Below are 23112 nucleotides of genomic sequence, written 5' to 3' on the forward strand. Positions count from 1 at the left end.
CACTATTCTAATCGTAAGAAACCTTGCCGCGGCCCTTTTTTATGTCCGATCGCCCGGACTTGGCCTTCAGGCGGCGTTCGACCGAGCCTTTGGTTGGCTTTGTCTTCCGGCGTGGTGGAGGCGGTGGTTCAGCCGCCTTGGCGATCAGCTCAATCATCCGCTCACGTGCGTCCTCGCGATTACGTTCCTGCGTACGGAAGCGATTGGCTTCAATCAGGATGTCGCCATCCTTGGTGCCCTTCTGACCGGCAAGTTTGAAAAGACGGGAAAGCACATCTTCCGGCAGGCCGGATTGGCTTGCGTGAAAACGCAGCTGAACGGCAGTTGAAACCTTATTGACGTTCTGACCGCCGGGACCGGATGAGCGAATAAAGCTCTCCTCCAGATCGTCCTCGTGGATCGTCAGGCGGTTCGTGATGCGGATGATGTTGCGGCTTTCTTCCATGATGCGAAGTGATACACCGCTTTTTATCGATTAGACAAAAGAAAAACCCGACCTTTCGGCCGGGCTTCTCCTCCTCCTCAGGATATCGGCATGTCTCCCAAAAGCGGGCACCGCCTTCGAGGGGAAAGACATGCGTAAGAGCGTACTACTCAGCAGCGATCTGGGTTGCCGGTGCTGCATCCCTCACATCGTGATCGACATGGCTTTCGAATTTCTCGAAATTGTTCACGAACATATCGACAAGCTTTTTGGCCTGTGCGTCATAAGCTGCCTTGTCGGCCCATGTCGAACGCGGATCGAGAATGGACGCATCCACGCCCGGCACTTCAACCGGAACGGCAAAGCCGAAATTCGGATCGGTGCGGAACTCCGCATTGTTGAGCGAGCCGTCGAGTGCTGCGGCCAGAAGCGCACGCGTTGCCTTGATCGGCATACGCTTGCCGGTGCCGTAAGCGCCGCCAGTCCAGCCGGTGTTGACCAGCCAGCAATCGACCTTGTGTTCAGCGATCAGCTTGCGCAGGAGATTGCCGTATTCAGATGGATGGCGCGGCATGAATGGCGCACCAAAGCAGGTCGAAAACGTTGCTTCCGGTTCAGTCACGCCTTTTTCCGTACCTGCGACCTTGGCGGTGTAACCCGACAGGAAGTGGTACATGGCCTGCGCAGGTGTCAGCTTGGCAATTGGAGGCATCACGCCGAAAGCGTCGGCGGTCAGCATGATGATGTTTTTAGGCTGGCCACCCTTCCCCGATGAGGAAGCATTGGGAATGAAGTCGAGCGGATAGGCACAACGGGTGTTTTCCGTGAGCGAGCCATCGTCGAAATCCGGCTGGCGGTTTTCGTCCAGCACGACATTTTCCAGAACAGTGCCAAAACGCTGCGTGGTCGCAAAGATTTCGGGTTCAGCTTCTGCCGAAAGACGGATGGTCTTAGCATAACAGCCACCTTCAAAATTGAAGATGCCGTCTTCGCCCCAGCCATGTTCATCGTCACCAATTAACGTGCGGCTTGGATCTGCCGAAAGCGTCGTCTTGCCGGTGCCCGAAAGACCGAAGAACACGGCGGTATCGCTGTTCGGACCTTCGTTGGCCGAGCAATGCATTGGCATAACGCCCTTGGCAGGCAGCAGATAGTTAAGCGCGGTGAAGACCGACTTCTTCATTTCACCGGCATAGGATGTGCCGCCGATCAGTACGATCTTGCGGGTAAGATCGACCGCGATCACCGTTTCGGTGCGCACACCATAGCGTGCCGGATCGGCCTTGAAGGATGGCAGATCGATGATCGTCATTTCAGGCACATAGGATGCAAGCGTTGCTTCTTCCGGGCGGATCAGCAGATTGCGGATGAACAGCGAGTGCCATGCATATTCGGTGACAACGCGCGCATTGATCTTATTGTCTTGGTCCGCGCCGCCGATCAGATCCTGCACGAAGAGCTCTTTGCCCTTCGCATGATCGATGAAATCGGCATAAAGCAGATCGAAAGCTTCCGGCGTCATGGGCTTGTTGTTGTCCCACCAGACCTGATCTTCCGTGCTTGCGTCGCGAACGACGAACTTGTCTTTTGGCGAACGGCCCGTGTGCTGACCGGTGCGCGCAACAAGCGCGCCCTGTGCGGAAAGCTCAGCTTCGCCACGACGAATTGTCTCTTCATAAAGCCGGGCCGGTCCAAAATTATAAAAGACTGCGGACAGTTCCTTCAATCCTGAAGTGGAAATGGAAGCGGCAGTATTGTGAATGCCGATCTCTTTCATGGTCTCTCCGCCATTGGTTCAAAACTTCGTTGGCCCCGGTCTCTTTTAAACGGGATGGCAGTCAGAAGCAGATTAATCAAATCAAATCAAATATTTAATCGATTTAAAAAAATTGAAACTTTTTTAAATCGTTTAATCTTTGCGTTATCATGTGCATTCCTGGTCTGACCTCCTGGGCTGGTCTCCGATATGGCCCACACTGGAACAATTCTTGATTGCATGAACCAGGGCAAAAGGATTCGCCATGGGTCGCTGAAGGCGAGTTGAGCGGCTGCCACATTTTGTACCTAATTTGTACTGCACAAGCGGGACGACTATTATACTATTGATTTGTCAGGACACCTGGGACCAAAGCGTCCCGTGAACTGACAGAGTGGATTTACAGACGAGACGCCAGAAGGCGTTCGGTAATTTCTGCCGCTGATGTGATCGGGGCGGTTTAAAAAGGAGAAGGTCCGCATGAAGGAAGCTTCGGCAACGCAGACAATTGCGCTGGTCGACGATGACCGCAACATTCTGACCTCCGTTTCCATTGCTCTGGAGTCGGAAGGCTATCGCGTGGAGACCTATACTGATGGGGCTTCCGCATTGGATGGTCTGTCGGCGCGCCCACCGAACCTTGCCATCTTCGATATCAAGATGCCGCGCATGGATGGTATGGAACTGCTGCGCCGCCTGCGCCAGAAATCCGATCTCCCGGTGATCTTTCTGACTTCCAAGGATGATGAGATCGACGAATTGTTCGGCCTGAAGATGGGTGCGGATGATTTCATCACCAAGCCGTTCTCCCAGCGCCTTCTTGTCGAGCGGGTGAAGGCTGTTCTGCGCCGCGTGGCAGCGCGCGATGGCACTGCAAAACCGACAGGCCAACAGGCAAAGTCGCTGGAGCGTGGTCAGCTGGTTATGGATCAGGAACGTCATACCTGCACCTGGAAGGGTGAACCGGTAACGCTGACTGTAACCGAATTTCTCATACTGCATTCGCTGGCACAGCGCCCCGGCGTTGTTAAAAGCCGTGACGCATTGATGGATGCGGCCTATGATGAGCAGGTCTATGTGGATGATCGGACGATCGACAGCCACATCAAGCGTCTGCGCAAGAAGTTCAAGTCGGTCGATGACGACTTTGAGATGATCGAAACGCTCTACGGCGTCGGTTATCGCTTCCGCGAAGCATAATATAGAGCTATTACATCGCCGGGCTTTCACAGGCCCGGTGGTATTCCAGAGCATTTCCGGCAAAGTGCGGAGCGGCTTTGGGATTAAGGTATGCGTAAGAACGAAGTAATGGAGCGCCGGTCTGATATGATCAGATCGGATTTTGCTTAAGAACTAAGAAGGCAGGATTGAAGCGACATGGTCGCCGATACCCGGAAAGACAATGCAATTACCATGAGAGAGCGTAGGGCGCGGCGGCAACGCTCGCTTTTCCTGCGCCGGCTTTTTGCGCCTTTCAGTCGATTTCTTGGTCAGTTTCTGTTTTCAAGCCTCACGCGCCGCATTCTGTTTCTTAATCTGGCGGCGCTTGCCGTTCTGGTTTCCGGCATCCTCTATATGAACCAGTTCCGCGAGGGGCTGATTGATGCCAAGATCGAAAGCTTGCTGACACAGGGCAAGATTATTGCTGCGGCAATTTCCTCATCGGCAACTGTCGACACGAATTCGCTGATGATCGATCCGGAAAAGCTTCTGGAGCTTCAGGCGGGGCAGAGCATCACCCCATCACCCGATTCGCCCGATAATTGGGAATTCCCGATCAATCCGGAAAAAGTATCCCCGCTCCTGCGTCAGTTGATTTCGCCAACCAGCACGCGCGCCCGCATTTACGATCATTACGCAAACCTCCTGCTCGATTCCCGCTCGCTTTACGCTCCGGCTTTTGCCTCCGGCGGTCCGGTTTTCCGCTATGATCTGCCGGCAATCGAAGAAGATGCGCCAAGTGCATGGGAGCGTTTCACAGGCTGGTTCTCGCGTCTGTTCTATGGCGGCGGTCTGCCGCTTTATCAGGAGCAGCCCGGCGGCAATGGTTTGGCCTATCAGGAAATCGTTCGCGCACTGACCGGCTCGCCGCAGACAGCGCAGCGGCGTAACCAGCAAGGTGAACTGGTGGTGTCGGTTGCGGTACCAATCCAGCAGTCGCGTGCCATCCTGGGCGTTCTCCTGCTTTCGACTGAAGGCGACGATATCGACAAGATCGTGCAGGGCGAGCGTATGGCCGTGTTCCGCGTGTTCGGTGTTGTTGCTGCTGTTATGGTGATCCTGTCGCTGTTCCTCGCTTCGACGATTGCAAGTCCACTGAGAAAACTGGCTGCTGCTGCCGACCGCGTACGTCTCGGTGTAAAAAGCCGTGAGGAAATCCCGGACTTCTCCGAACGTCAGGACGAAGTTGGCCATTTGTCGACATCTATCCGTGCGATGACCGATGCGCTTTACACTCGCATCGAAGCGATTGAGAGTTTTGCGGCTGACGTGAGTCATGAGCTGAAAAACCCCCTCACCTCGCTGCGCAGCGCGGTCGAAACCCTGCCACTCGCCAAGAATGATGATTCGCGCAAACGTCTTCTCGACGTCATTCAGCACGATGTTCGCCGCCTCGACCGCCTGATTACCGATATTTCGGATGCTTCGCGTCTCGACGCTGAACTTGCGCGCGAACATTCTGACCGTGTTGATATGAAAACGCTGCTGAACAGTCTGGTGGCTGCTGCGCGTGAAGTGCGCCGCAACAAGACAGGTACCGAGATTGTGTTCAACGCTGGCAAGTTGCCATCAGGCAAAAAAGGCTTCTTCGTTGCCGGTCATGACTTGCGTCTTGGACAGGTGATCAGCAATCTTATCGAAAACGCCCGCTCCTTTGTTCCTGACGATACAGGGCGTATCGTTGTCACGCTGAGCGGCGAAGGCGGGCGGTTGCGGGTTCTTGTCGAAGATAATGGACCCGGTATTCCGATTGAAAATATCGAGCGCATCTTTGAGCGTTTCTATACGGATCGCCCAGCTTCTGAGGCATTTGGACAAAATTCCGGCCTTGGCCTTTCGATCAGCCGTCAGATTATCGAGGCGCATGGCGGGACGCTGACTGCCGAAAATATCATCGATCCGGCCGATCCCGATCAGATGAAAGGCGCACGCTTCATCGTCGATCTTCCGGCCAGCGTGTGATCGCGACATGACGCCCGAACAGGAAAAAAGCGGCCTTCACGCAACGACTGTACAGTTGCAGGGGCGTGGCGTGATGCTGATGGGCAAGTCTGGCGCGGGAAAAACGGAATTGGCCCTCACCCTTGTGGAGCGTGCGATTGGTCGTGGTGAGCAGGCTGCTCTCGTTGCTGACGACCGCACTTTGCTGCATGTGGAAAAGGAAAAACTGATTGCGAGCGTCCCGGAAGCATTGGCTGGGGGCGTCGAGATTCGCGGTGCCGGGCTTTTCACTGTTGCTTATGTGAAACAGACGCCGCTCGATCTCGTGGTCCTGTTAGTCGCCCGTGAAGAGGCCGAACGCTATCCGAGCGATGAAAACTGGCAATTTGAAGGTATAGAACTGCGTCGCCTGCTGCTCCCTGCCCTTTCATCGAATGGCGATTCTAACGCGCTTTCGCGGGCGATAGAGGCAACTTTGTTTTCAAAACCCTGGCCGTGAAGGTCAGATCCGGTGTTTTTTACAAGCCGGGTCCAAAAACCATGCTCAACGCTGCGGCATTTTGCTTTTTTCAAGGCAATGCTGAAATTTTTCACTTGCTATCAAGATTTGCCCTGCCAAGATGCACAACTCGTCGGCTAAGGTCCGGCAGGGTTTTAGTGCCATCTGCGCCTTTGGCGGGTTAAAGCGGCGGGCACGCGACAGGAGCTTTTAAAGTATGATCGGACTCGTGCTTGTTACGCACGGAAGGCTGGCCGAGGAGTTTCTCCATGCTGTTGAGCATGTAGTTGGCCCGCAAGACAATTTCGAGACCGTATGTATCGGTGCGGAAGATGACATGGAACAGCGTCGTCGGGATATCGTCGATGCTGTTGGGCGCGCCGATAGTGGCAGAGGTGTCATCGTTCTGACGGATATGTTTGGCGGCACGCCGTCCAATCTGGCGATTTCAGTGATGGAGGAAGGCAAGATCGAAGTCATTGCAGGTGTTAACCTGCCAATGCTCATCAAGCTTTCGAGCGTTCGCATCGCTGGCGATATAAAGACGGCCTTGCGTGAAGCGCAGGATGCCGGGCGCAAATATATCAACGTCGCAAGCCAGGTCCTCACAGGAAAATAATCATGCATCCCACCGTGGCCGTTACTGGCGAGTACGATGCCGATAGCGCTCTGTCCCGGTCTTTTGAGATCGTCAACAAGCGCGGGCTTCATGCTCGCGCTTCGGCGAAGTTCGTTCAGCTTGTGGATAGCTATAATGCGCATGTTCGGGTGAGCAAGGATGGAATGACGGTGGGCGGCACATCCATCATGGGCTTGATGATGCTTGCAGCCTCGCCCGGCTGTTGCATCGATGTCCGTGCATCAGGTGAGCAAGCCGATGCCGTTCTTGATGCGCTTCAGACACTTATCGCCGATAAATTCGGCGAGGAGTGCTGACAAAAGCACAAGCGAGTATCAATTGACCCAATCAAATTTGAAGTCGTTTTGATTTCTCTGGGTCAATTATTGTCATTATATATTTACTGGATTTTCTTTATCCGACATAAGCTCTTCGTTTTCGACGGATATAAGCGGATAGAAAATCGTGTATTCGGGTAGAAATGCTATGAAATCAAGCATTATCCCTTCGTATACGCGCTCACGATCTTCGTTACTTATCGTTTCATCATCTAGTTTTCGCAAACATATTTTGATGTAAATTACAGATAAATATGAAAAAGAGGCGCACGTAACTATTATCATAAGTGCCGCAACATATATGTTTATCGGATCGATCATGATCTTTTACTTTTAAAATTAAAACTTATACAGCGTTTAAGTTCTGTTTGTTATAACAACAATAAACCCGCAATTTATTTCAGGATATCTCGTCTGCCGCTTCTGAACGGGGGTATGCAGATGCAAGCGCTGCTCAATATGCACGTATAAAGATTTCTTTATGTTGCGTTGTGCTGACCGTGCCGATCTGCTAATCAGAACGCCAGCCGAAGCCCAATTCCCTTTTCTGTTTTTATTACGGGCTTCAGAATTAATTTGATTGGAGCAGATGATGACCGCAAGTCAGGATTTTGTCGTCAAGGATATGAGCCTCGCTGACTGGGGCCGCAAAGAACTCGATATTGCTGAAACCGAAATGCCGGGCCTGATGGCTGCGCGCGAGGAATTCGGCAAATCAAAGCCGCTCAAGGGCGCACGCATTTCCGGCTCGCTGCACATGACGATCCAGACGGCTGTCTTGATCGAGACGCTGAAGGCTCTTGGCGCAGATGTACGCTGGGCATCGTGCAATATTTTCTCGACGCAGGACCATGCCGCAGCAGCAATTGCTGCAACCGGCACGCCGGTTTTCGCCATCAAGGGCGAAACGCTTGAAGAATATTGGACCTACACCGACAAGATCTTCCAATGGACGGACGGTCAGCTATCCAACATGATTCTGGACGATGGTGGCGACGCTACCATGTATATCCTGATCGGTGCCCGCGCTGAGGCCGGCGAAGACGTTCTGTCCAAGCCTGAAAGCGAAGAAGAAGAAGTGCTGTTTGCACAGATCAAGAAGCGTATGGCTGAAACGCCGGGCTTCTTCACTAAGCAGCGCGATGCGATCAAGGGTGTTACGGAAGAAACCACTACTGGCGTCAACCGTCTTTACCAGCTGCAAAAGAAGGGCCTCCTGCCCTTCCCGGCAATCAACGTCAATGACAGCGTGACCAAGTCGAAGTTCGACAACAAGTACGGCTGCAAGGAATCGCTGGTTGACGGTATCCGTCGCGGTACGGACGTCATGATGGCCGGCAAGGTTGCCGTCGTTTGCGGTTATGGCGATGTTGGCAAAGGCTCGGCAGCTTCACTCGCTGGCGCTGGTGCCCGCGTAAAGGTGACCGAAGTCGATCCGATCTGCGCCCTTCAGGCCGCTATGGACGGCTTTGAGGTCGTAACGCTCGACGACGCAGCTCCGACTGCTGATATCGTGATCTCGACGACCGGCAATAAGGACGTCATCACGCTTGATCATATGCGCAAGCTGAAGGATATGGCCATTGTTGGCAATATCGGTCACTTCGACAATGAAATTCAGGTTGCAGGTCTTCGTAATCTCAAGTGGACCAACGTAAAGCCACAGGTTGATCTGGTTGAGTTCCCGGACGGCAAGCGCATCATCCTGCTTTCGGAAGGTCGCCTGCTCAATCTTGGCAACGCAACAGGTCACCCAAGCTTTGTCATGTCAGCTTCCTTCACCAATCAGGTGCTGGGCCAGATCGAACTCTTCACGCGTACTGATCAGTACAAGAATGAGGTCTATGTTCTGCCGAAGCACCTCGACGAAAAGGTTGCTCGCCTGCATCTCGACAAGCTTGGCGCGAAGCTGACTGTGCTTTCTGAGGAACAGGCCGCTTATATCGGCGTCACTCCACAGGGCCCGTTCAAGTCGGAACACTACAGGTATTAAGTATCCGTTAACCATACTGCTACATGTTGTAGGCCGGGCAGCATCAGGTTGCCCGGTCTTTATTTTTACACGTAACACGCTTCACGTGGATTCGCGGGAAGGGTATTGTGAAGACGAATCAATGTGTTTTGACGGGTGTTTGCGTTGGGCGTGTTTTGCCGGTTTAGGGCAAAAGACGGGCGACTTATTCATCCACGAAACATGTATGGCCTCGTTGATCTGAGCTTTCTGTATTGTGGCGATGCGGGAGAGCTGAGGCTGTAGTTGCACTGTTTGAAATATGGCGGCCTCGCTTTTGAGGGGCTGCCGGTGGCGGAGACAAGGGAAATATGCCAGTGGTCGGCTCATCGGGGAGCTTGCGGAGCAAATCCGCATTCAGCGCAGGCAGACACCTGAAAGGTTCGCTTTCGCTTGGCTTTAGCCCTCTCAGACGGGTCATCCTCAAGGCAACAGTTTCCTTTGCCGCACTCGTTGCGGCGGCTCCGGCATTTGCACAATTTGCGCAAGGCGCTGAAAACTCCACGCGCATAGACCTGCCATTTGGTGGCAGCGTCGGTGCTTTTGAAGTCATCCAGTTTTCGATTTTTCTGGGCGCTATGGGTGCAGCTCTTCTGTCGGCTGGCTGGCTCATTCGTGACCGTTCCAAGATCGCCCATGAAAACAATGAGTTGCGTTCGCGCCTGTCCGATATGGGATTGGCTGCGCAACGCAATGATGCACTGCTTAACCTCAAAGATCAGCGGATCGTCGTCTGGGACGCACACGGCGCTCGTGCCGATCTTGTTGGACAATTGCCGTTTGATTGCGGTGCGCCGCAGGACCGTTCGCATTTTCTGGCCTTTGGCCGTTGGCTTCGTCCGCAATCGGTAACCGAGCTTGAACGCGCCGTTTCAGCCCTGCGTGAGCAGGCTCATGCCTTTGATCTGACGGTTGAAACCGTCAATGGCACGCTTTTGGACGTTTACGGGCGTACTTCAGGCAGTTTTGCCGTCGTGCGTTTCCTGAGCCTTCAGGGTGTGCAGGCGGAGCGTGCAGCACTTCAGTCGCAGAACCGCGAACTCTCCGAAAAACTTGCGCTCTTACGCCATCTGCTTGACCGGATCGAGCAACCGGTCTGGGTACGGGGATCTGATGGGCGTATTGAATGGGTCAATGGTGCCTATGCACGCGCGGTGGATGCGGCAGACGGCACGCAGGCAAGCTCGGAAGGCCGGGAACTGTTTGGCGCGCAGGCTCGTCAGCGTCTGGAACGCGACCGCTTTGCCGAGCCGGATATGCGCGAGCAAATGCCTGCTGTAGTGCGCGGCGATCGGCGTATCTATGATGTTACCGATGTGAGCGCCGAGGCAGGCTCTGCTGGTCTTGGTTTTGATTTGAGTGAAGTGGAACAGGTGCGCGAGGAACTGAGCCGCACCTTGAAGAGCCATGCCGAGACGCTCGATCAGCTTTCAACCGCTGTGGCCATTTTCGATCCGGATATGAAGCTGCAATTCTTCAATCAGGCTTTCGTTTCGCTTTGGTCGCTCGACACGGCCTGGCTCGAAACACATCCGAGCAACACGTTGCTCTTTGATCGGCTTCGTTCCGAAGGAAAACTGCCCGAGCAGCCTGAATGGCGCAAGTGGAAGGATTCGCTTCTTTCCGCATACCGTTCGGTTGAGCCGGAAGAACATATGTGGCATCTGCCCGACACGCGTATCATGCGTGTTGTGGCCAATCCGCATCCGCAAGGCGGCGTGACATGGTTCTTCGAGAATATGACGGAGAAGTTTGAGCTTGAAGGCCGTTACAACACGCTGATCAAGGTACAGGGCGAAACGCTCGACCATCTGGCGGAAGCGGTTGCCGTGTTTGGCTCTGATGGCCGCTTGCGTCTTTCCAATCCATCCTTTGCTGACCTCTGGTCGCTGCCTGCAGCCATTACCGTTGAAGGCACGCATATCTCGACGATCTCCAAGCTCTGTGGTCAGCGTGGCGGCGATGGGCTCTGGGAGGATTTTGTCTCATCGGTTGCCGGCTTCCTCGACGAGCGCAACGGACGCATGGGGCAGGTGGAACTTGATGACGGTATCATTCTTTCCTATGCCGTAGTGCCACTGCCCAAGGGGCAGACCATGCTCACCTTCATCGATGTCACCGATACGGTGCGCGTGGAACGGGCATTGAAGGAAAAGAACGAAGCGCTTTCGCTTGCTGATCAGATCAAGAACGACTTCGTTCAGCATGTTTCCTATGAGCTGCGCTCGCCTTTGACCAATATCATCGGCTTTACCGAATTGCTGCAAACACCAACATTCGGCACGCTTAACGAACGCCAGCTGGAATATCTCGATCATATTGGCACGTCGTCAGCAGTCCTTCTAACCATCGTCAACGACATTCTTGATCTTGCAACGGTCGATGCGGGCATTATGCAGCTCGATATTGATGACGTATCGGTGACCGACGAGATTTCTGCTGCAGCAAAGCGTGTCAGCGAGCGTCTGCAAGAGCATGATATCGGGCTTGATATCGATATTGCCGATGACGTCGAGAACTTCAGAGCCGACGCCAACCGTGTGCGGCAGGTTCTGTTCAATCTTTTGTCCAATGCATCCAATTACGCGCCGGAAGGTTCGACCGTCGCGCTTCAAGTGGCTCGCGATGGCACGGATATCGTGTTTGCCGTGCATGATGATGGTCCGGGCATGCCGGGCGATGTTCTTGATACGGTTTTCAAGCGCTTTCAGGCCTATCAGAATGGCGGGCGCAAGCGCGGCGTCGGCTTGGGACTTTCCATCGTTAAAAGCTTTGTCGAGCTGCATGGTGGTCGAGTCGAGATTGAAACAGGTGCGGATATTGGAACGACTGTTATTTGTCGCTTCCCATCGGAGGCGCGCAGCTTCCGTGTGGCTGCCGAATAAGGTAAATGGTGCTTCATGAGCACCTCACAGATTAGCCCGATCAATAGTCCCAGTACCAGCTCAAGCAGCAATCTTGAGCTTTTCCTGCCTGATGAAACCGCTACGCAGCGCTTTGGGGAAGACTTCGCCCTTGCGCTTGTGAAAGGTGATCTTGTCACCTTGTCCGGTGATCTTGGCGCAGGTAAATCCTCGCTTGCCCGCGCGATCATACGCGCGATAGCTGACGACGAGGCGTTGGAAGTTCCGAGTCCGACTTTCACACTGGTGCAAAGCTATGAGGCTTTGCGCATCCCCGTCGCCCATGCTGATCTCTATCGGCTTTCGCATGGCGAAGAGCTGGATGAACTGGGGCTTGTCGAGTTTCTCGAAGATGGTGTGGTGTTGTCTGAATGGCCCGAACAGGCTGAAGGTTTTCTGCCAGAACCGACTTTTGCCGTAACTCTCACCCACGAAGGGGCAGGACGGCGCATTGCCGTCGCGGGTCCTGAGGCTGCGATTGCGCGCCTTGTGCGGTCGCTTGAAATTCGCAGTTTTCTTGAAAAGAATGATCGGCAAGGGGCTAAGCGCCGCTACTTGCAGGGTGATGCATCTCCACGCAAATACGAGATCATTTCAGGCAGCCATGGCCGGGATCAGAGCGTCGAAATCCTGATGAACGCGCCTGCGATGCCCTATGATCCACCGCTGCGCAACGGAAAATCCTATCGCCAGCTCGCGCATATAGCTGAGAATATTCAGGCTTTTGTAGCCATTGATGGTTTGCTGGCAGCGCATGGTTTGCGGGTGCCGCAGATGCGCGTCATGGATATTGATGCTGGCATTTTGATCCTTGAAGATCTGGGGACAGAAGGCATTCGTACGCCATCAGGTGAACCTGTCGCCGAACGCTATGAGGCGGCGGGTCGGTTTTTGGCTCATCTTCATGGCGTTCAGTGGCCTGATCACGCGCCGGTTCCGGGTCATCTCGATCACATCATCGCACCATTTGATCGCGATGCGATGATCATGGAAGTGAGCCTCGTGGGACAATGGTATGCACCCCGCATCATGGGGCGCAAGCTGACTGAAGCCGAAGCGCAAGCCTATGAGACGGCATGGGACAAGGTGCTGGACGATATTGCCGATTGCGAGAAGAGCCTGCTTCTGCGCGATTATCACTCACCGAACCTGTTCTGGTTTGAGGAGGCTCAAGGCGCTGATAAAATTGGCACCATAGATTTTCAGGATGCGATGATCGGGCCTGCTGCCTACGATGTGGCCTCGTTGGCGCTCGATGCCCGTGTGACGATCACGCCTGATCTCGAAAAAGCAGTGGTGGAAGCTTATTGCGACGAACGTCGCAAGCTGGGCCATGCCTTTGATGAAGAGGCTTTCCACAAAGCCTATGCCGCAATGGGCGCGCAGCGCAACGCGAAGCTTCTGGGCCTGTTCGTGCGGCTCGATGAGCGGGACGGCAAGCCGCATTATCTCGCACATCTGCCACGCATTCACGACTATCTCAGCCGTGTCCTAAAGCATCCTGTGATGGCGCCTGTAGCTCGCTGGTTTGATGATCTCGCTTTGCTGGAGAAACAATGACACTTCCTGATACGGCAATCATGCTTGCAGCTGGCCTTGGCAAGCGCATGCGTCCGATCACAGAAACCATGCCCAAGCCGCTGGTTCCTGTTGCCGGTAAGCCGCTGATTGATTGGGGGCTGGATGCACTGGCAAATGCAGGTGTTGAAAAGACGATTGTCAATGTTCATTACTTAGCCGACCAACTGATTGATTATCTGAGAGGCCGTGCAGCGCCAAAAATCACGATTTCCGATGAACGCAATCTGCTGCTCGATTCCGCTGGCGGTATCATCAATGTACTACCGCAACTTGGCGGCGATGCCTTCTATGTACTCAATGCAGATACGTTCTGGGTGGGCGACGAAGCAAAGCCGAATATCGCGGCTCTTCGTGATGCATGGGATGATACCCGCATGGATATCCTCCTGATGACGGCAAAGCCAGATCAGGCGACGGGATACGATGGTAAGGGCGACTTCGTTGCAGACAATGAGGGGCGTTTACGCCGTCTGCGCGATGTCGCAGGCGAGCCGATTATCTATGCAGGTGCCGCAATCATTCATCCACGTATTTTTGCGGAGAGCGAGCCGGGCGTTTCCTCGCTTAATCGCTATTTCGATGCAGCGATTGCATCAGGCCGTTTGTATGGTATGCCAATGACTGGCCATTGGCTGACAGTGGGAACACCGGAGGCAATCGGCGAGGCGGAGGCTGTGTTATCGGCTCAAAGCGTTTTTTGAAGCGCATCTTATCCGAAAACTGCTTCACATTTTTCGGGATCCGCTTTGGCTTGAAGAAGGAATCGACATGAGAACGCCAAAACTGTTTTCCATTCCTTCCGGCACACCCTTTTTGCCAGCATTTGCAAAAGCGCTTCTGGAAGGCCGTTTGGTTCAAGGCTTTCCGGGCAATGCGGCTGATCCGCTGGCACTTGCGAATGCCACCATCTATGTGCCGACACGCCGTGCGGCGCGTGCGCTTCGGTCTGTTCTGGTGGATATGAAACCGGCTAAGAGTGCAATTCTGCCGACCATTCGCCCGCTGGGCGATGTGGACGAAGATGCTGCCTTCTTCAATGCAAGTTCAACAGGTGTTTTCGATCTCAATCCGCCCATTGGCAAGGCTGAGCGCCTGTTGTTGCTGGCGCGGCTTATTCGCCCATGGCGTGAAACCTTGCCTGCGCATGTGCGCGCATTGTTCGGCGTCGAAGACGTGTCAGTTCCAGCCACAACCTCTGATGCGATCTGGCTTGCGCGCGATCTCGCGGGTCTCATGGATCAGGTTGAAACCGATAATGCCAAGTGGAGTGAGCTTGCGAGCATCGCCCCTGATGATCTTGCTGACTGGTGGCAGGTTACGCTTGGTTTCCTCGATATCGTTACGAAACTCTGGCCGGAAATTCTCGAAGAACGCCAGCTTTCCAATCCGGCTGCGCACCGCAATGAGCTGATCTGGGGCGAGGTGCGGCGGCTGCGCGAACACCCGCCTCAGGGCCCTGTGATTGCTGCCGGTTCCACAGGCTCTATTCCTGCGACAGCAGAGCTTGTTTCGGTGATCGCCAATCTGCCCAATGGTGCGGTCGTTCTGCCCGGTTTGGACCGCGATCTCGATGAAGGTGCGTGGAACCTGCTGGGGGCTTCGGATGACAATCCGTCGACTTTCGGACACCCTCAATATGGTCTTCACAAGTTGCTGCAGGCCATTGGCATTCTGCGCGAGGATGTCGAACATATCGAAAATATGCCGACGAAGAAGCGTGTGCTTGAGCGCGTGGTGAGCGAAGCATTGAGGCCAGCAGAAACAACGGATGCATGGAGCCTGCTCAATCGCGACCCGGATATGCAACCTCAGGCGTTACGGGCATCAGCGCATAAGATCGATCTGATTGAAACCGCCAATGAGCGTGAGGAAGCGCTGGCTGTTGCGCTGGCATTGCGTGATGCGATCAGCGATGAAAACAAGACAGCGGCGCTGGTAACGGCGGATCGCAATCTGGCACGTCGCGTGGTGGGTGAACTTGCCCGCTTTGGAATTGATGCCGATGATTCCGGTGGTCGTCATTTGCGCGATATTGAGACCGCAACGCTGATGCGCCTGATGGTCGAAACTGTGTTTAATCCGGGCGACCCTGTTGCATTACTGGCTCTGGTGAAGCACCCGATGCTGCGGCTTGGCGGCAAACGTATCGAGCGGCGACTGGCGGCTGAAACGCTCGAACTGGTCGCTTTCCGCGGTGGCACAGGGCGTGCCTCAATTATTGATCTGCCAGCATTTTTTGACCGACGCATGGAAGAAAGCGCCAACCAGCCCTGGCAACCCGCATGGCATTCAACAGTGACGCGGGACATGATCGATGCCGCACGCGCACTCTGTGTCAGCCTGTCTGAAGCCGTCGCACCACTGGCACCTTTTGCGGTCGTTAACCGGCGAACAGAAATAGGCGAGATCAGCCACGCAACGGTTGAGGCGCTGGAAAATCTGGCGCGCGACGAAAGCGACAGCGTCACGCGTTACTATTCCGGCGAGCATGGCGAGAAGCTCGCTTCTTTCCTGCGACAGCTTGTATCGAGCGAGGCTGAACTTGATTTCGAGGCGATTGAATGGCCCGCCATTCTCGAGGCGTTGATGTCGGGCGAAACCGTCAAGCCGCATCCGGGTGGTCATCCGCGCGTGTTCATCTGGGGTGCGCTGGAAGCGCGTTTGCAGACCATGGATACGTTGGTGATTGGCGGTCTGAATGAAGGAACATGGCCCGCCAAGACGCGTAACGATCCGTTCATGTCACGCCCGATGAAGGCGATGATCGCGCTCGATCCACCGGAGCGTCGTACTGGCCTCGCAGCACATGATTTCCAGATGGCGCTCGGCATGGACCATGTGGTGCTGTCGCGTTCGCAACGTTCGGATAATGCGCCGACCATTCCGTCGCGCTGGTTGCAGAGGCTTGAAACTGTGCTGGGTGCCGATGTAACCAGGGATATGCGTTCGCGAGGGCAACGCTTCATCCATTGGGCGCGTGAGATTGATCAGGCACCGGATGTCCCGTTTGTCAAACGACCGGAACCGGCACCGCCGGTCAGCGCACGACCCAGGCATTTCTCGGTCACAGAAATTGAAACATTGCGTCGCGATCCCTATGCGATCTTTGCTAAGAAAATTCTCAAACTGCGTCCGCTGGAACCGCTGATCCGCGATCCGGCGGCGGCAGAACGCGGCACGTTGTTTCACGATATTCTGGGGCATTTCACCGAAGAGGGTATCGATCCTCTCGCACCAGACGCGGCCCAACAGCTGGAAGAATTTGGACGGCACTTCTTTGGCGACATGGACCTGCCCATCGAAATTGAAGCAGTCTGGTGGCCGCGCTTCACTGCGCTCATTCCGCAGTTCCTCGAATGGGAGCGTGAACGCGCTTATAATGTTCAGACCCGTTTTGCAGAAATTGCATCGGACAAGCGTGAGGTCGAAAGCCTTGGCATCACCTTGTCAGGTCGCGCCGACCGTATTGATCTGATGCGCGATGGAACAGCCGAAGTGATCGATTACAAGACCGGTTCCACGCCTTCGCCAAAGCAGGCGCATGTGCTTTTGTCGCCGCAATTGGCACTGGAAGCAGCGCTTCTGGCGCGTGGTGCGTTCCGTGAACTGGGTGTCGTCAAGGCATCTGATCTGACTTATGTGCGATTGCGGGCGGGCGGGGAGGTCAAACCTGAATCGATCCTGAAAATCGGCAGGCCGCCATCTGAAAAGACGGCGCCCGCACTTGGCGAGGAAGCCTGGCAACGATTGGCGCAGCTGCTTACTGAATATCAGAAGCCGGATAAGGGTTATCTTTCGCGCGCGCTTCCATTCCGCGAAACAGATCTGACGGGCGATTATGATCATCTGGCGCGTGTGCTGGAATGGTCCGCCGGTGGCGATGCTGGCGGGGAGGGCGGCGAATGAAAAAGCAACGCATCATTCCGAAGGAAACTATCGATGCACAGGCAAGTGCTGCCAATCCACTGGCGTCTGTCTGGGTTTCGGCCAATGCAGGATCTGGCAAGACACACGTATTGACCGAGCGCGTCATCCGTCTGCTTCTTGAAGGCACCGATCCATCGAAGATTCTTTGCCTCACCTATACCAAGGCGGCTGCGGCCGTCATGCAGAACCGCGTCTTTACCCGTCTTTCAGAATGGGCGATGCTGCCGGATGAGGATTTGGCTGATCGTCTATGGAAGCTCGAAGGGCGTCGCGCCGGAGAGCATCGCCTGAAAGTCGCACGACGGCTTTTTGCGCGTGCGCTTGAAACGCCGGGCGGGCTTAAAATCCAGACCATTCACGCATTTTGCGAAGCGATCCTGCATCAGTTCCCGCTTGAGGCGAATATCGCCGGCCATTTTGAGATGATGGACGATCTCATGCAGGTGGCACTCGTGGGTGAGGCGCGCCGCACTTTGCTTGAGACTGCGCATGGCGGTGGCGACGAGGCACTTGCCAGCGCTTTTGCGGATATCATGCAGGCCGCTGGCGAAATGGGACTGCAATCGCTTCTCGATGAAGCCGTGAGCCGCCGCAATGGGTTGCAACAATATGTTGCGGCGCTTGGAAATGCTGATGAGCGCAGTGAAACGCTGCATCGGCATTTCAGTTTCAGGCCCGATACGCGCGAAGCCGATCTGCTAGCCGATATGTGGCCGGTGCCGGAATTTTCCGACGATGCGCTCGATCTCATTTTGTCGATCCAGAAGGGGGCGGCGCGTGCACATGATTTTGCGTTGCAGCTCAAGCAATATGAGAAGGTAAAAAGCAGTTTTGATAAGGAAGCCGTTTTGCGTGCGGCTTTTCTGAAGGCAACCGGTGAAGCAAAATCCGGCTCTTATGTCGGTTCTGCTGCGGTCAAAAAGCTGCTGCCGGATTTTGAAGAAGATTTCAACGCCGCCGCTGCTCGTGTGGAACTCGGTCTGGATAAGATCAAGGAGTTGCGCCTTATAAGGCTCAATCTCAGCGCACTCACGCTCATCGATAATCTCCTGCAGCGCTATCATGACTTAAAGCGCAAGCGCGGACTGCTCGACTTTGAAGACCTGATCACCCGCACGGTTGCGCTTCTGGCCCGCAACGGGGCAGGGCAGTGGGTGCAATATAAGCTTGATCGCGGTATCGATCATATTCTGGTCGATGAGGCACAGGATACCAGCCCCGACCAGTGGCAGGTGATCCGAATGTTGTCGGAAGAGTTTTTCTCAGGCCTTGGCCAGCGCGATGTGCAGCGCACGCTGTTTGCCGTAGGCGATGAAAAGCAGTCGATCTATTCGTTCCAGGGTGCGGTGCCGGAAGATTTTGCGGCACAGGGCAGGGCGGTTAGTCTCCGCGCCGAAGATGCAGAGCTTAAATTCGAACGTGTAAGCCTCAATTTTTCGTTCCGTTCGGCACCCGATGTGTTGCAGGCCGTAGACGAGGTCTTTGCGCGACCGGAAGCCAACCGCGGTCTTTCTGGAGCGACCGTTCACTCGGCCATCCGCGATAATGAGCCGGGCGAGGTGGAAATCTGGGATATGCTCACGCCGGAAGTGGTGGAGGAGCCGGACGACTGGCGCATTCCGGTCGATCATTTGCAGGCACCTGCCATCAAGCTTGCCGAACAAATGGCAGCCACCATCCGCTATTGGCTTGATCGTGGTGAAACCATTCCGGGCCAGAACCGCAAGCTTGCGCCAAAAGACATCATGGTGCTGGTGCGCAAGCGCGATCAGTTCATGCCAGCTCTTTCGCGCGCCCTTAAAAATCTCTCCGTGCCGGTAGCCGGTGCCGACCGTCTGAAACTCACAAGCCATATCGCTATTCAGGATTTGATGGCGCTGGGGCGTTTCGTGTTGCAGCCATCCGATGATTTATCGTTGGCATCACTTCTCAAAAGCCCGCTTTTCGGCTGGGATGATGATCGGTTGTTTGCATTAGCGCACCCTCGCAAGAGCGGAGAAACGCTGTTTGAGCGGCTTTATCATGCTTCGCTGGAAGAACCGGCATTGATCCCTGTTCACAAGACATTGAGCCGCTGGCGCAACATGGCCGATACCATGCCGATCTTCGAGTTCTATGCTCGAATTTTAAGTGCTGACGGCGCACGGCGTAAGCTGCTGGCGCGGCTTGGACCGGAAGCAGGCGATATTATCGACGAATTCCAGAACTATGCACTGTCAGCGGAACGCGCTGGTCTGCCAGGAATGCAGGCGTTTCTCGAAACACTCGATGCAGCCTCGCCGCAAATCAAGCGCGAGCTGGATCAGGGCCGCAACGAAGTGCGCATTATGACGGTGCATGCCGCCAAGGGACTGGAAGGCGCTGTGGTGTTTCTGGTTGATCCGGGCAATGCTGTGTGGAGCGGAACCCGCGCGCCAAAACTCATTCCGTTTGATTTTTCCAATGATGGACCGCAGGTGAAGGGCTATCTCTGGCAGCCCAATGCTGGTTATCAAACCGGCTTTCTGGCTGCGCAGATCGAAGGCTTGAAGACGCGCGCCGAGGAAGAATATCGTCGCCTGCTCTATGTCGGCATGACACGTGCGGAAGACCGGCTGATTGTCTGTGGCTATCGTGGGTCGCGTGAAAGCGGCGAGACATGGCACAGGCTGGTTGAGGATGCGCTCACGACAAAGGCTGAGACATTCGTACATCCGGTTTCAGGCGTTGCAGCGCGCCGATATCGCAACACGCCGCGCGGGTCGACGGAAATTGCCGAGCCGGAAGTCGCTCAAGCGCAAGAGTTTGCGCCGTTGCCGCTTGAATATTTGCAGCCAATAAAGCCCGAACCTGGTCTGCCGCGTCCGCTGGCGCCATCTGGCGCATCGGCGCTGATTGAAGCCGATGAAGAGCCACCGCTTGATACGCTTTCACCTGTACTGGGTCTGAGTGGTGAAGCAGCGGCTTTCGCAATGCGGCGCGGTACGGCAATCCACATGCTTCTGCAATATCTGCCGGAAGTGCCAGAGATGGAGCGGGAGAAGCGTGCACAAGATTATCTGATGCGCATCGCCGCCGACTGGCCGGAGAACGAACGTCAAAAGGCATGGGCGAGCGTGGCGACCATTCTCGCCGATCAGACATTCGCGCCGGTCTTTGCCGAAGGTTCGCGTGGCGAAGTTGCCATTATGGGTACGATCAATCTCGGCGGAAAAGATCATGCCGTATCGGGCCAGATCGATCGCATCAGTGTTGACGAAAGCCGCGTGCTGATTGTGGATTACAAGACCAATCGTCCACCGCCAAAGACGGTCGAGGCCGTGCCTTTAGCCTATCGCGCGCAGCTTGCACTCTATAGGGAACTGCTTACGCCGCTCTATCCGGGCCGTATTGTTGAGGCAGCTTTGCTTTTCACAGAAGGGCCTTATCTTCTGTCTTTGCCGGAAAGCGTACTCAACGAAGCATTGCAGGCTCTGAGTGACTCTCAAGGAAAGGTGAGCAAGCAGAACTTGACGAATGATGGCGGACACGCCACATGATATGGTCAAAAGAGCAGTTTCTCGATGAGTCTTGTGCTCTCAAACAGATATGAGGATAGCCCTATGGCAACCGTAAAGGTCGATAACAGCAATTTTCAGACGGACGTTCTTCAGTCGAGCCAGCCTGTGGTCGTGGATTTTTGGGCTGAATGGTGCGGTCCTTGCAAGATGATCGCTCCTGCCCTTGACGAAATCGCCGCTGAAATGGCTGGTCAGGTCAAGATCGCTAAGGTCAATATTGACGAGAATCCAGAACTCGCAGCCCAGTTCGGCGTGCGTTCGATCCCAACGCTGTTGATGTTCAAGGACGGCGAACTTGCTGCCAACATGGTTGGCGCTGCTCCAAAGAGCCGCCTTGCCGACTGGATCAAGGCTTCTGCTGCTTAATCAATAAGCCTCTGACTTATGAAAAACCCGGCCTTTGTGCCGGGTTTTTTGTTGCAATAAGTTTTGATGAAACAGTGAGCATTCAAGAAAGCTTCAATGAACTGAGAAAATACTGTTACAAATGAGGCCTATTCCCCCTGCAGTCTCAAAGTTGGCCGTCATTCATCCGGCGGTCGCCATTGTTCGGGGTAAAGCATGCTTATTAATCGTCGTCACGCATTGGGTTTGATGGGAGCTGCTGCAGGCACTTTCGTCCTGCCGGGTATTGTTCGCGCCAATGAGCGCCGCTCGATCACGATTGCAGTGCAGAAGATCACCAACAACAACACGCTCGACATCTGGAACGAGCAGTCGAATGTTGGCGAACGCGTGTTCTTTCCCAATCTGTGGGAAGGCTTGATCCTGCGTGACTGGATGGGCAATCAGGGACCTGTTCCCGGCCTTGCTACCGAATGGAAGCGTCTTGATGACAAGACCATCGAGCTTAAGCTTCGCCAGGGTGTGAAGTTCCACAATGGCGATGAACTAACCGCAGAAGATGTGGTTTTCTCGTTCTCCGACGAGCGTCTTTTTGCAGGCACCGAGCCGTCGGGCGGCAAGACGCTTTACGAAGCAAACTTCAAGCCGCAGACTGCAAAAGAACTGCCTGCTGCAATTCCAGGGATTTCGCGCCGTTTGTGGCCAGCCCTTCGTGGTGTAGAAGCCGTCGACAAATATACCGTGCGCTTTCACAATGCGACGCCAGATGTCACACTCGAAGGCCGCCTTTATGCCTTCGGTTCACAGATCGCAAACAAGCGCGCGTGGGACGAAGCAAACTCCTATACTGACTGGGCACGCAAGCCTGTCACAACGGGTCCTTACAAAGTTACCGATTACAAGCCGGACGTCGAACTGGTTCTTGAAGCGCATGACGAATATTGGGGTGGACGTCCTCCATTGCAGCGTATCCGCTTTGTTGAAGTCCCGGAAGTTGCAAGCCGCGTAAACGGCCTGATTTCCGGTCAGTACGATTTCGCTTGCGATCTTCCGCCAGATCAGATCGGCAATGTTGCGAACAATCCGGGTCTTGAAGTTCAGAGCTCGACCATCTGGAACCACCGCACGACGATTTTCAACACGCAGAATGAAGTTCTGCGCGATCCGCTTGTTCGTCGCGCGATGACCCATTCGATTGATCGTCAGGCAATCGTGGATTCGCTTTGGGCCGGTCAGACTGTGGTGCCTGCAGGCCTGCAGTTTGAAAGCTTCCGCACTTCCGACATGTTTGTCGAAGGTTGGGCACCACCGCAGTTCGACCCGGAACTCGCCCGCGATCTGCTCAAGCAGTCCAATTATAAGGGCGATGCGATCCCTTACCGCCTGCTCAATAACTACTACACCAACCAGACCCCGACCGCTCAGGTTCTTGTTGAAATGTGGAAGCAGGTTGGCCTGAATGTTGAGATCGAGATGAAGGAAAACTGGGCGCAGATTCACGATCCGGCAGGCACCAAGGGTGTTCGCGACTGGTCGGCATCCAACAACATCAATGATCCGATCACGCCGATGGTGGTGCAGTTTGGCCCCAATGGCGAAGTCCAGCAGAAGAAAGACTGGTCGAACGACGAGATCAACAAGCTGTCGGTCATCATGGAAACATCGACGGATCGCGAAGAGCGCAAGAAGGCAATCAAGCGCATGCTTGAAATCTGCGAGCGCGAAGATCCGGTTTACAATGTCCTGCATCAGAATGCCGTGTTCACCGGCATGAAGAAGGAACTGAAGTGGAAAGCCGCTCCGGCCTTCGCCATGGATTTCCGTTCAAACAACTGGAACGTCTGATCCTGATGAATGGCTGGCGCGATTATGCGTCAGCCATTTTTTAAAGCGCTTCCCGAAAAATATGAAACGGTTTTCGGACAAGATGCGCGGAAAAAGCAAATGTTGAGACGCGCCGATCTGATTCAATCAGATCGAACCGCGCTCTACTGCATGATTTAAACTG

At 54.7% G+C, this 23112-nt stretch carries 16 protein-coding genes; 14 read left to right on the plus strand and 2 right to left on the minus strand.

Translation table 11 applies throughout. The features are described from left to right. Positions 1-7 precede the first annotated feature (7 nt). Both arfB and CEV32_RS18120 read right to left on the minus strand, forming a co-directional pair. Positions 8-445, minus strand: coding sequence for an alternative ribosome rescue aminoacyl-tRNA hydrolase ArfB (gene arfB / locus CEV32_RS18115; protein WP_094578514.1), 438 nt, complete (start codon positions 443-445; stop codon positions 8-10). Between the two features lie 145 nt (positions 446-590). Beyond that, entirely contained in the window at positions 591-2201 is a 1611-nt protein-coding gene (locus tag CEV32_RS18120) for a phosphoenolpyruvate carboxykinase (protein WP_094578515.1), read from the minus strand. 459 nt (positions 2202-2660) lie between these two features. On the opposite strand from CEV32_RS18120, the gene CEV32_RS18125 reads away from it, so the two are divergent. From CEV32_RS18125 to CEV32_RS23760, 14 genes are all read left to right on the plus strand, one after another. Next, entirely contained in the window at positions 2661-3380 is a 720-nt protein-coding gene (locus CEV32_RS18125) for a response regulator transcription factor (RefSeq protein WP_094578516.1), read from the plus strand. A gap of 177 nt (positions 3381-3557) precedes the next feature. Beyond that, positions 3558-5363 carry a stimulus-sensing domain-containing protein gene (locus CEV32_RS18130; protein WP_094578517.1) on the plus strand — a complete coding sequence of 602 codons (1806 nt, stop codon included), beginning with the start codon at positions 3558-3560 and terminating at the stop codon, positions 5361-5363. A gap of 7 nt (positions 5364-5370) precedes the next feature. Next, positions 5371-5841 (plus strand): HPr kinase/phosphorylase, encoded by a 471-nt coding sequence (locus CEV32_RS18135; RefSeq protein WP_094578518.1) that lies wholly within the window; start codon positions 5371-5373, stop codon positions 5839-5841. Between the two features lie 217 nt (positions 5842-6058). Next, complete coding sequence (locus CEV32_RS18140; RefSeq protein WP_094578519.1) at positions 6059-6460, plus strand: PTS sugar transporter subunit IIA; 402 nt, start codon at positions 6059-6061, stop codon at positions 6458-6460. Positions 6461-6462: 2 nt separating this feature from the next. Further along, positions 6463-6777: an HPr family phosphocarrier protein gene (locus tag CEV32_RS18145; RefSeq protein WP_094578520.1), complete on the plus strand. Its 315-nt coding sequence runs from the start codon at positions 6463-6465 to the stop codon at positions 6775-6777. Between the two features lie 613 nt (positions 6778-7390). Next, positions 7391-8791 (plus strand): adenosylhomocysteinase, encoded by a 1401-nt coding sequence (gene ahcY / locus CEV32_RS18155; protein ID WP_094578522.1) that lies wholly within the window; start codon positions 7391-7393, stop codon positions 8789-8791. 329 nt (positions 8792-9120) lie between these two features. Beyond that, a complete protein-coding gene (locus tag CEV32_RS18160; RefSeq protein ID WP_094578523.1) occupies positions 9121-11694 on the plus strand; it encodes a sensor histidine kinase in 2574 nt (857 codons plus the stop codon). 15 nt (positions 11695-11709) lie between these two features. Continuing rightward, positions 11710-13272 (plus strand): tRNA (adenosine(37)-N6)-threonylcarbamoyltransferase complex ATPase subunit type 1 TsaE, encoded by a 1563-nt coding sequence (gene tsaE, locus CEV32_RS18165; protein ID WP_094578524.1) that lies wholly within the window; start codon positions 11710-11712, stop codon positions 13270-13272. Continuing rightward, positions 13269-13994, plus strand: coding sequence for a nucleotidyltransferase family protein (locus tag CEV32_RS18170; RefSeq protein ID WP_094578525.1), 726 nt, complete (start codon positions 13269-13271; stop codon positions 13992-13994). The genes tsaE and CEV32_RS18170 overlap by 4 nt, the downstream gene beginning before the upstream one ends. 67 nt (positions 13995-14061) lie before the next feature. Further along, a complete protein-coding gene (addB, locus tag CEV32_RS18175; RefSeq protein ID WP_094578526.1) occupies positions 14062-17199 on the plus strand; it encodes a double-strand break repair protein AddB in 3138 nt (1045 codons plus the stop codon). Beyond that, complete coding sequence (addA, locus tag CEV32_RS18180; RefSeq protein ID WP_094578527.1) at positions 17196-20738, plus strand: double-strand break repair helicase AddA; 3543 nt, start codon at positions 17196-17198, stop codon at positions 20736-20738. Before addB ends, addA begins: the two co-directional genes overlap by 4 nt. A gap of 63 nt (positions 20739-20801) precedes the next feature. Beyond that, a complete protein-coding gene (trxA, locus tag CEV32_RS18185) occupies positions 20802-21125 on the plus strand; it encodes a thioredoxin (RefSeq protein ID WP_094578528.1) in 324 nt (107 codons plus the stop codon). A gap of 195 nt (positions 21126-21320) precedes the next feature. Beyond that, entirely contained in the window at positions 21321-22949 is a 1629-nt protein-coding gene (locus CEV32_RS18190; protein ID WP_094578529.1) for an ABC transporter substrate-binding protein, read from the plus strand. A gap of 9 nt (positions 22950-22958) precedes the next feature. After that, entirely contained in the window at positions 22959-23108 is a 150-nt protein-coding gene (locus CEV32_RS23760; RefSeq protein ID WP_167382825.1) for a hypothetical protein, read from the plus strand. Positions 23109-23112: the final 4 nt, after the last annotated feature.

The sequence above is a fragment of the Brucella rhizosphaerae genome (assembly GCF_002252475.1).
GTDB lineage: Bacteria > Pseudomonadota > Alphaproteobacteria > Rhizobiales > Rhizobiaceae > Brucella > Brucella rhizosphaerae.

What these genes read in the sequence shown, in the direction of transcription:
- CEV32_RS18130 (WP_094578517.1), top strand. Translation starts at nt 3,558, where the DNA reads ATGGTCGCCGATACCCGGAAAGACAATGCAATTACCATGAGAGAGCGT.
- CEV32_RS18125 (WP_094578516.1), top strand. Translation starts at nt 2,661, where the DNA reads ATGAAGGAAGCTTCGGCAACGCAGACAATTGCGCTGGTCGACGATGAC.
- ahcY (WP_094578522.1), top strand. Translation starts at nt 7,391, where the DNA reads ATGACCGCAAGTCAGGATTTTGTCGTCAAGGATATGAGCCTCGCTGAC.
- tsaE (WP_094578524.1), top strand. Translation starts at nt 11,710, where the DNA reads ATGAGCACCTCACAGATTAGCCCGATCAATAGTCCCAGTACCAGCTCA.
- CEV32_RS18160 (WP_094578523.1), top strand. Translation starts at nt 9,121, where the DNA reads ATGCCAGTGGTCGGCTCATCGGGGAGCTTGCGGAGCAAATCCGCATTC.
- CEV32_RS18145 (WP_094578520.1), top strand. Translation starts at nt 6,463, where the DNA reads ATGCATCCCACCGTGGCCGTTACTGGCGAGTACGATGCCGATAGCGCT.
- CEV32_RS18190 (WP_094578529.1), top strand. Translation starts at nt 21,321, where the DNA reads ATGCTTATTAATCGTCGTCACGCATTGGGTTTGATGGGAGCTGCTGCA.
- CEV32_RS18170 (WP_094578525.1), top strand. Translation starts at nt 13,269, where the DNA reads ATGACACTTCCTGATACGGCAATCATGCTTGCAGCTGGCCTTGGCAAG.
- CEV32_RS18120 (WP_094578515.1), bottom strand. Translation starts at nt 2,201, where the DNA reads ATGAAAGAGATCGGCATTCACAATACTGCCGCTTCCATTTCCACTTCA.
- CEV32_RS23760 (WP_167382825.1), top strand. Translation starts at nt 22,959, where the DNA reads ATGGCTGGCGCGATTATGCGTCAGCCATTTTTTAAAGCGCTTCCCGAA.
- addA (WP_094578527.1), top strand. Translation starts at nt 17,196, where the DNA reads ATGAAAAAGCAACGCATCATTCCGAAGGAAACTATCGATGCACAGGCA.
- CEV32_RS18135 (WP_094578518.1), top strand. Translation starts at nt 5,371, where the DNA reads ATGACGCCCGAACAGGAAAAAAGCGGCCTTCACGCAACGACTGTACAG.
- CEV32_RS18140 (WP_094578519.1), top strand. Translation starts at nt 6,059, where the DNA reads ATGATCGGACTCGTGCTTGTTACGCACGGAAGGCTGGCCGAGGAGTTT.
- trxA (WP_094578528.1), top strand. Translation starts at nt 20,802, where the DNA reads ATGGCAACCGTAAAGGTCGATAACAGCAATTTTCAGACGGACGTTCTT.
- arfB (WP_094578514.1), bottom strand. Translation starts at nt 445, where the DNA reads ATGGAAGAAAGCCGCAACATCATCCGCATCACGAACCGCCTGACGATC.
- addB (WP_094578526.1), top strand. Translation starts at nt 14,062, where the DNA reads ATGAGAACGCCAAAACTGTTTTCCATTCCTTCCGGCACACCCTTTTTG.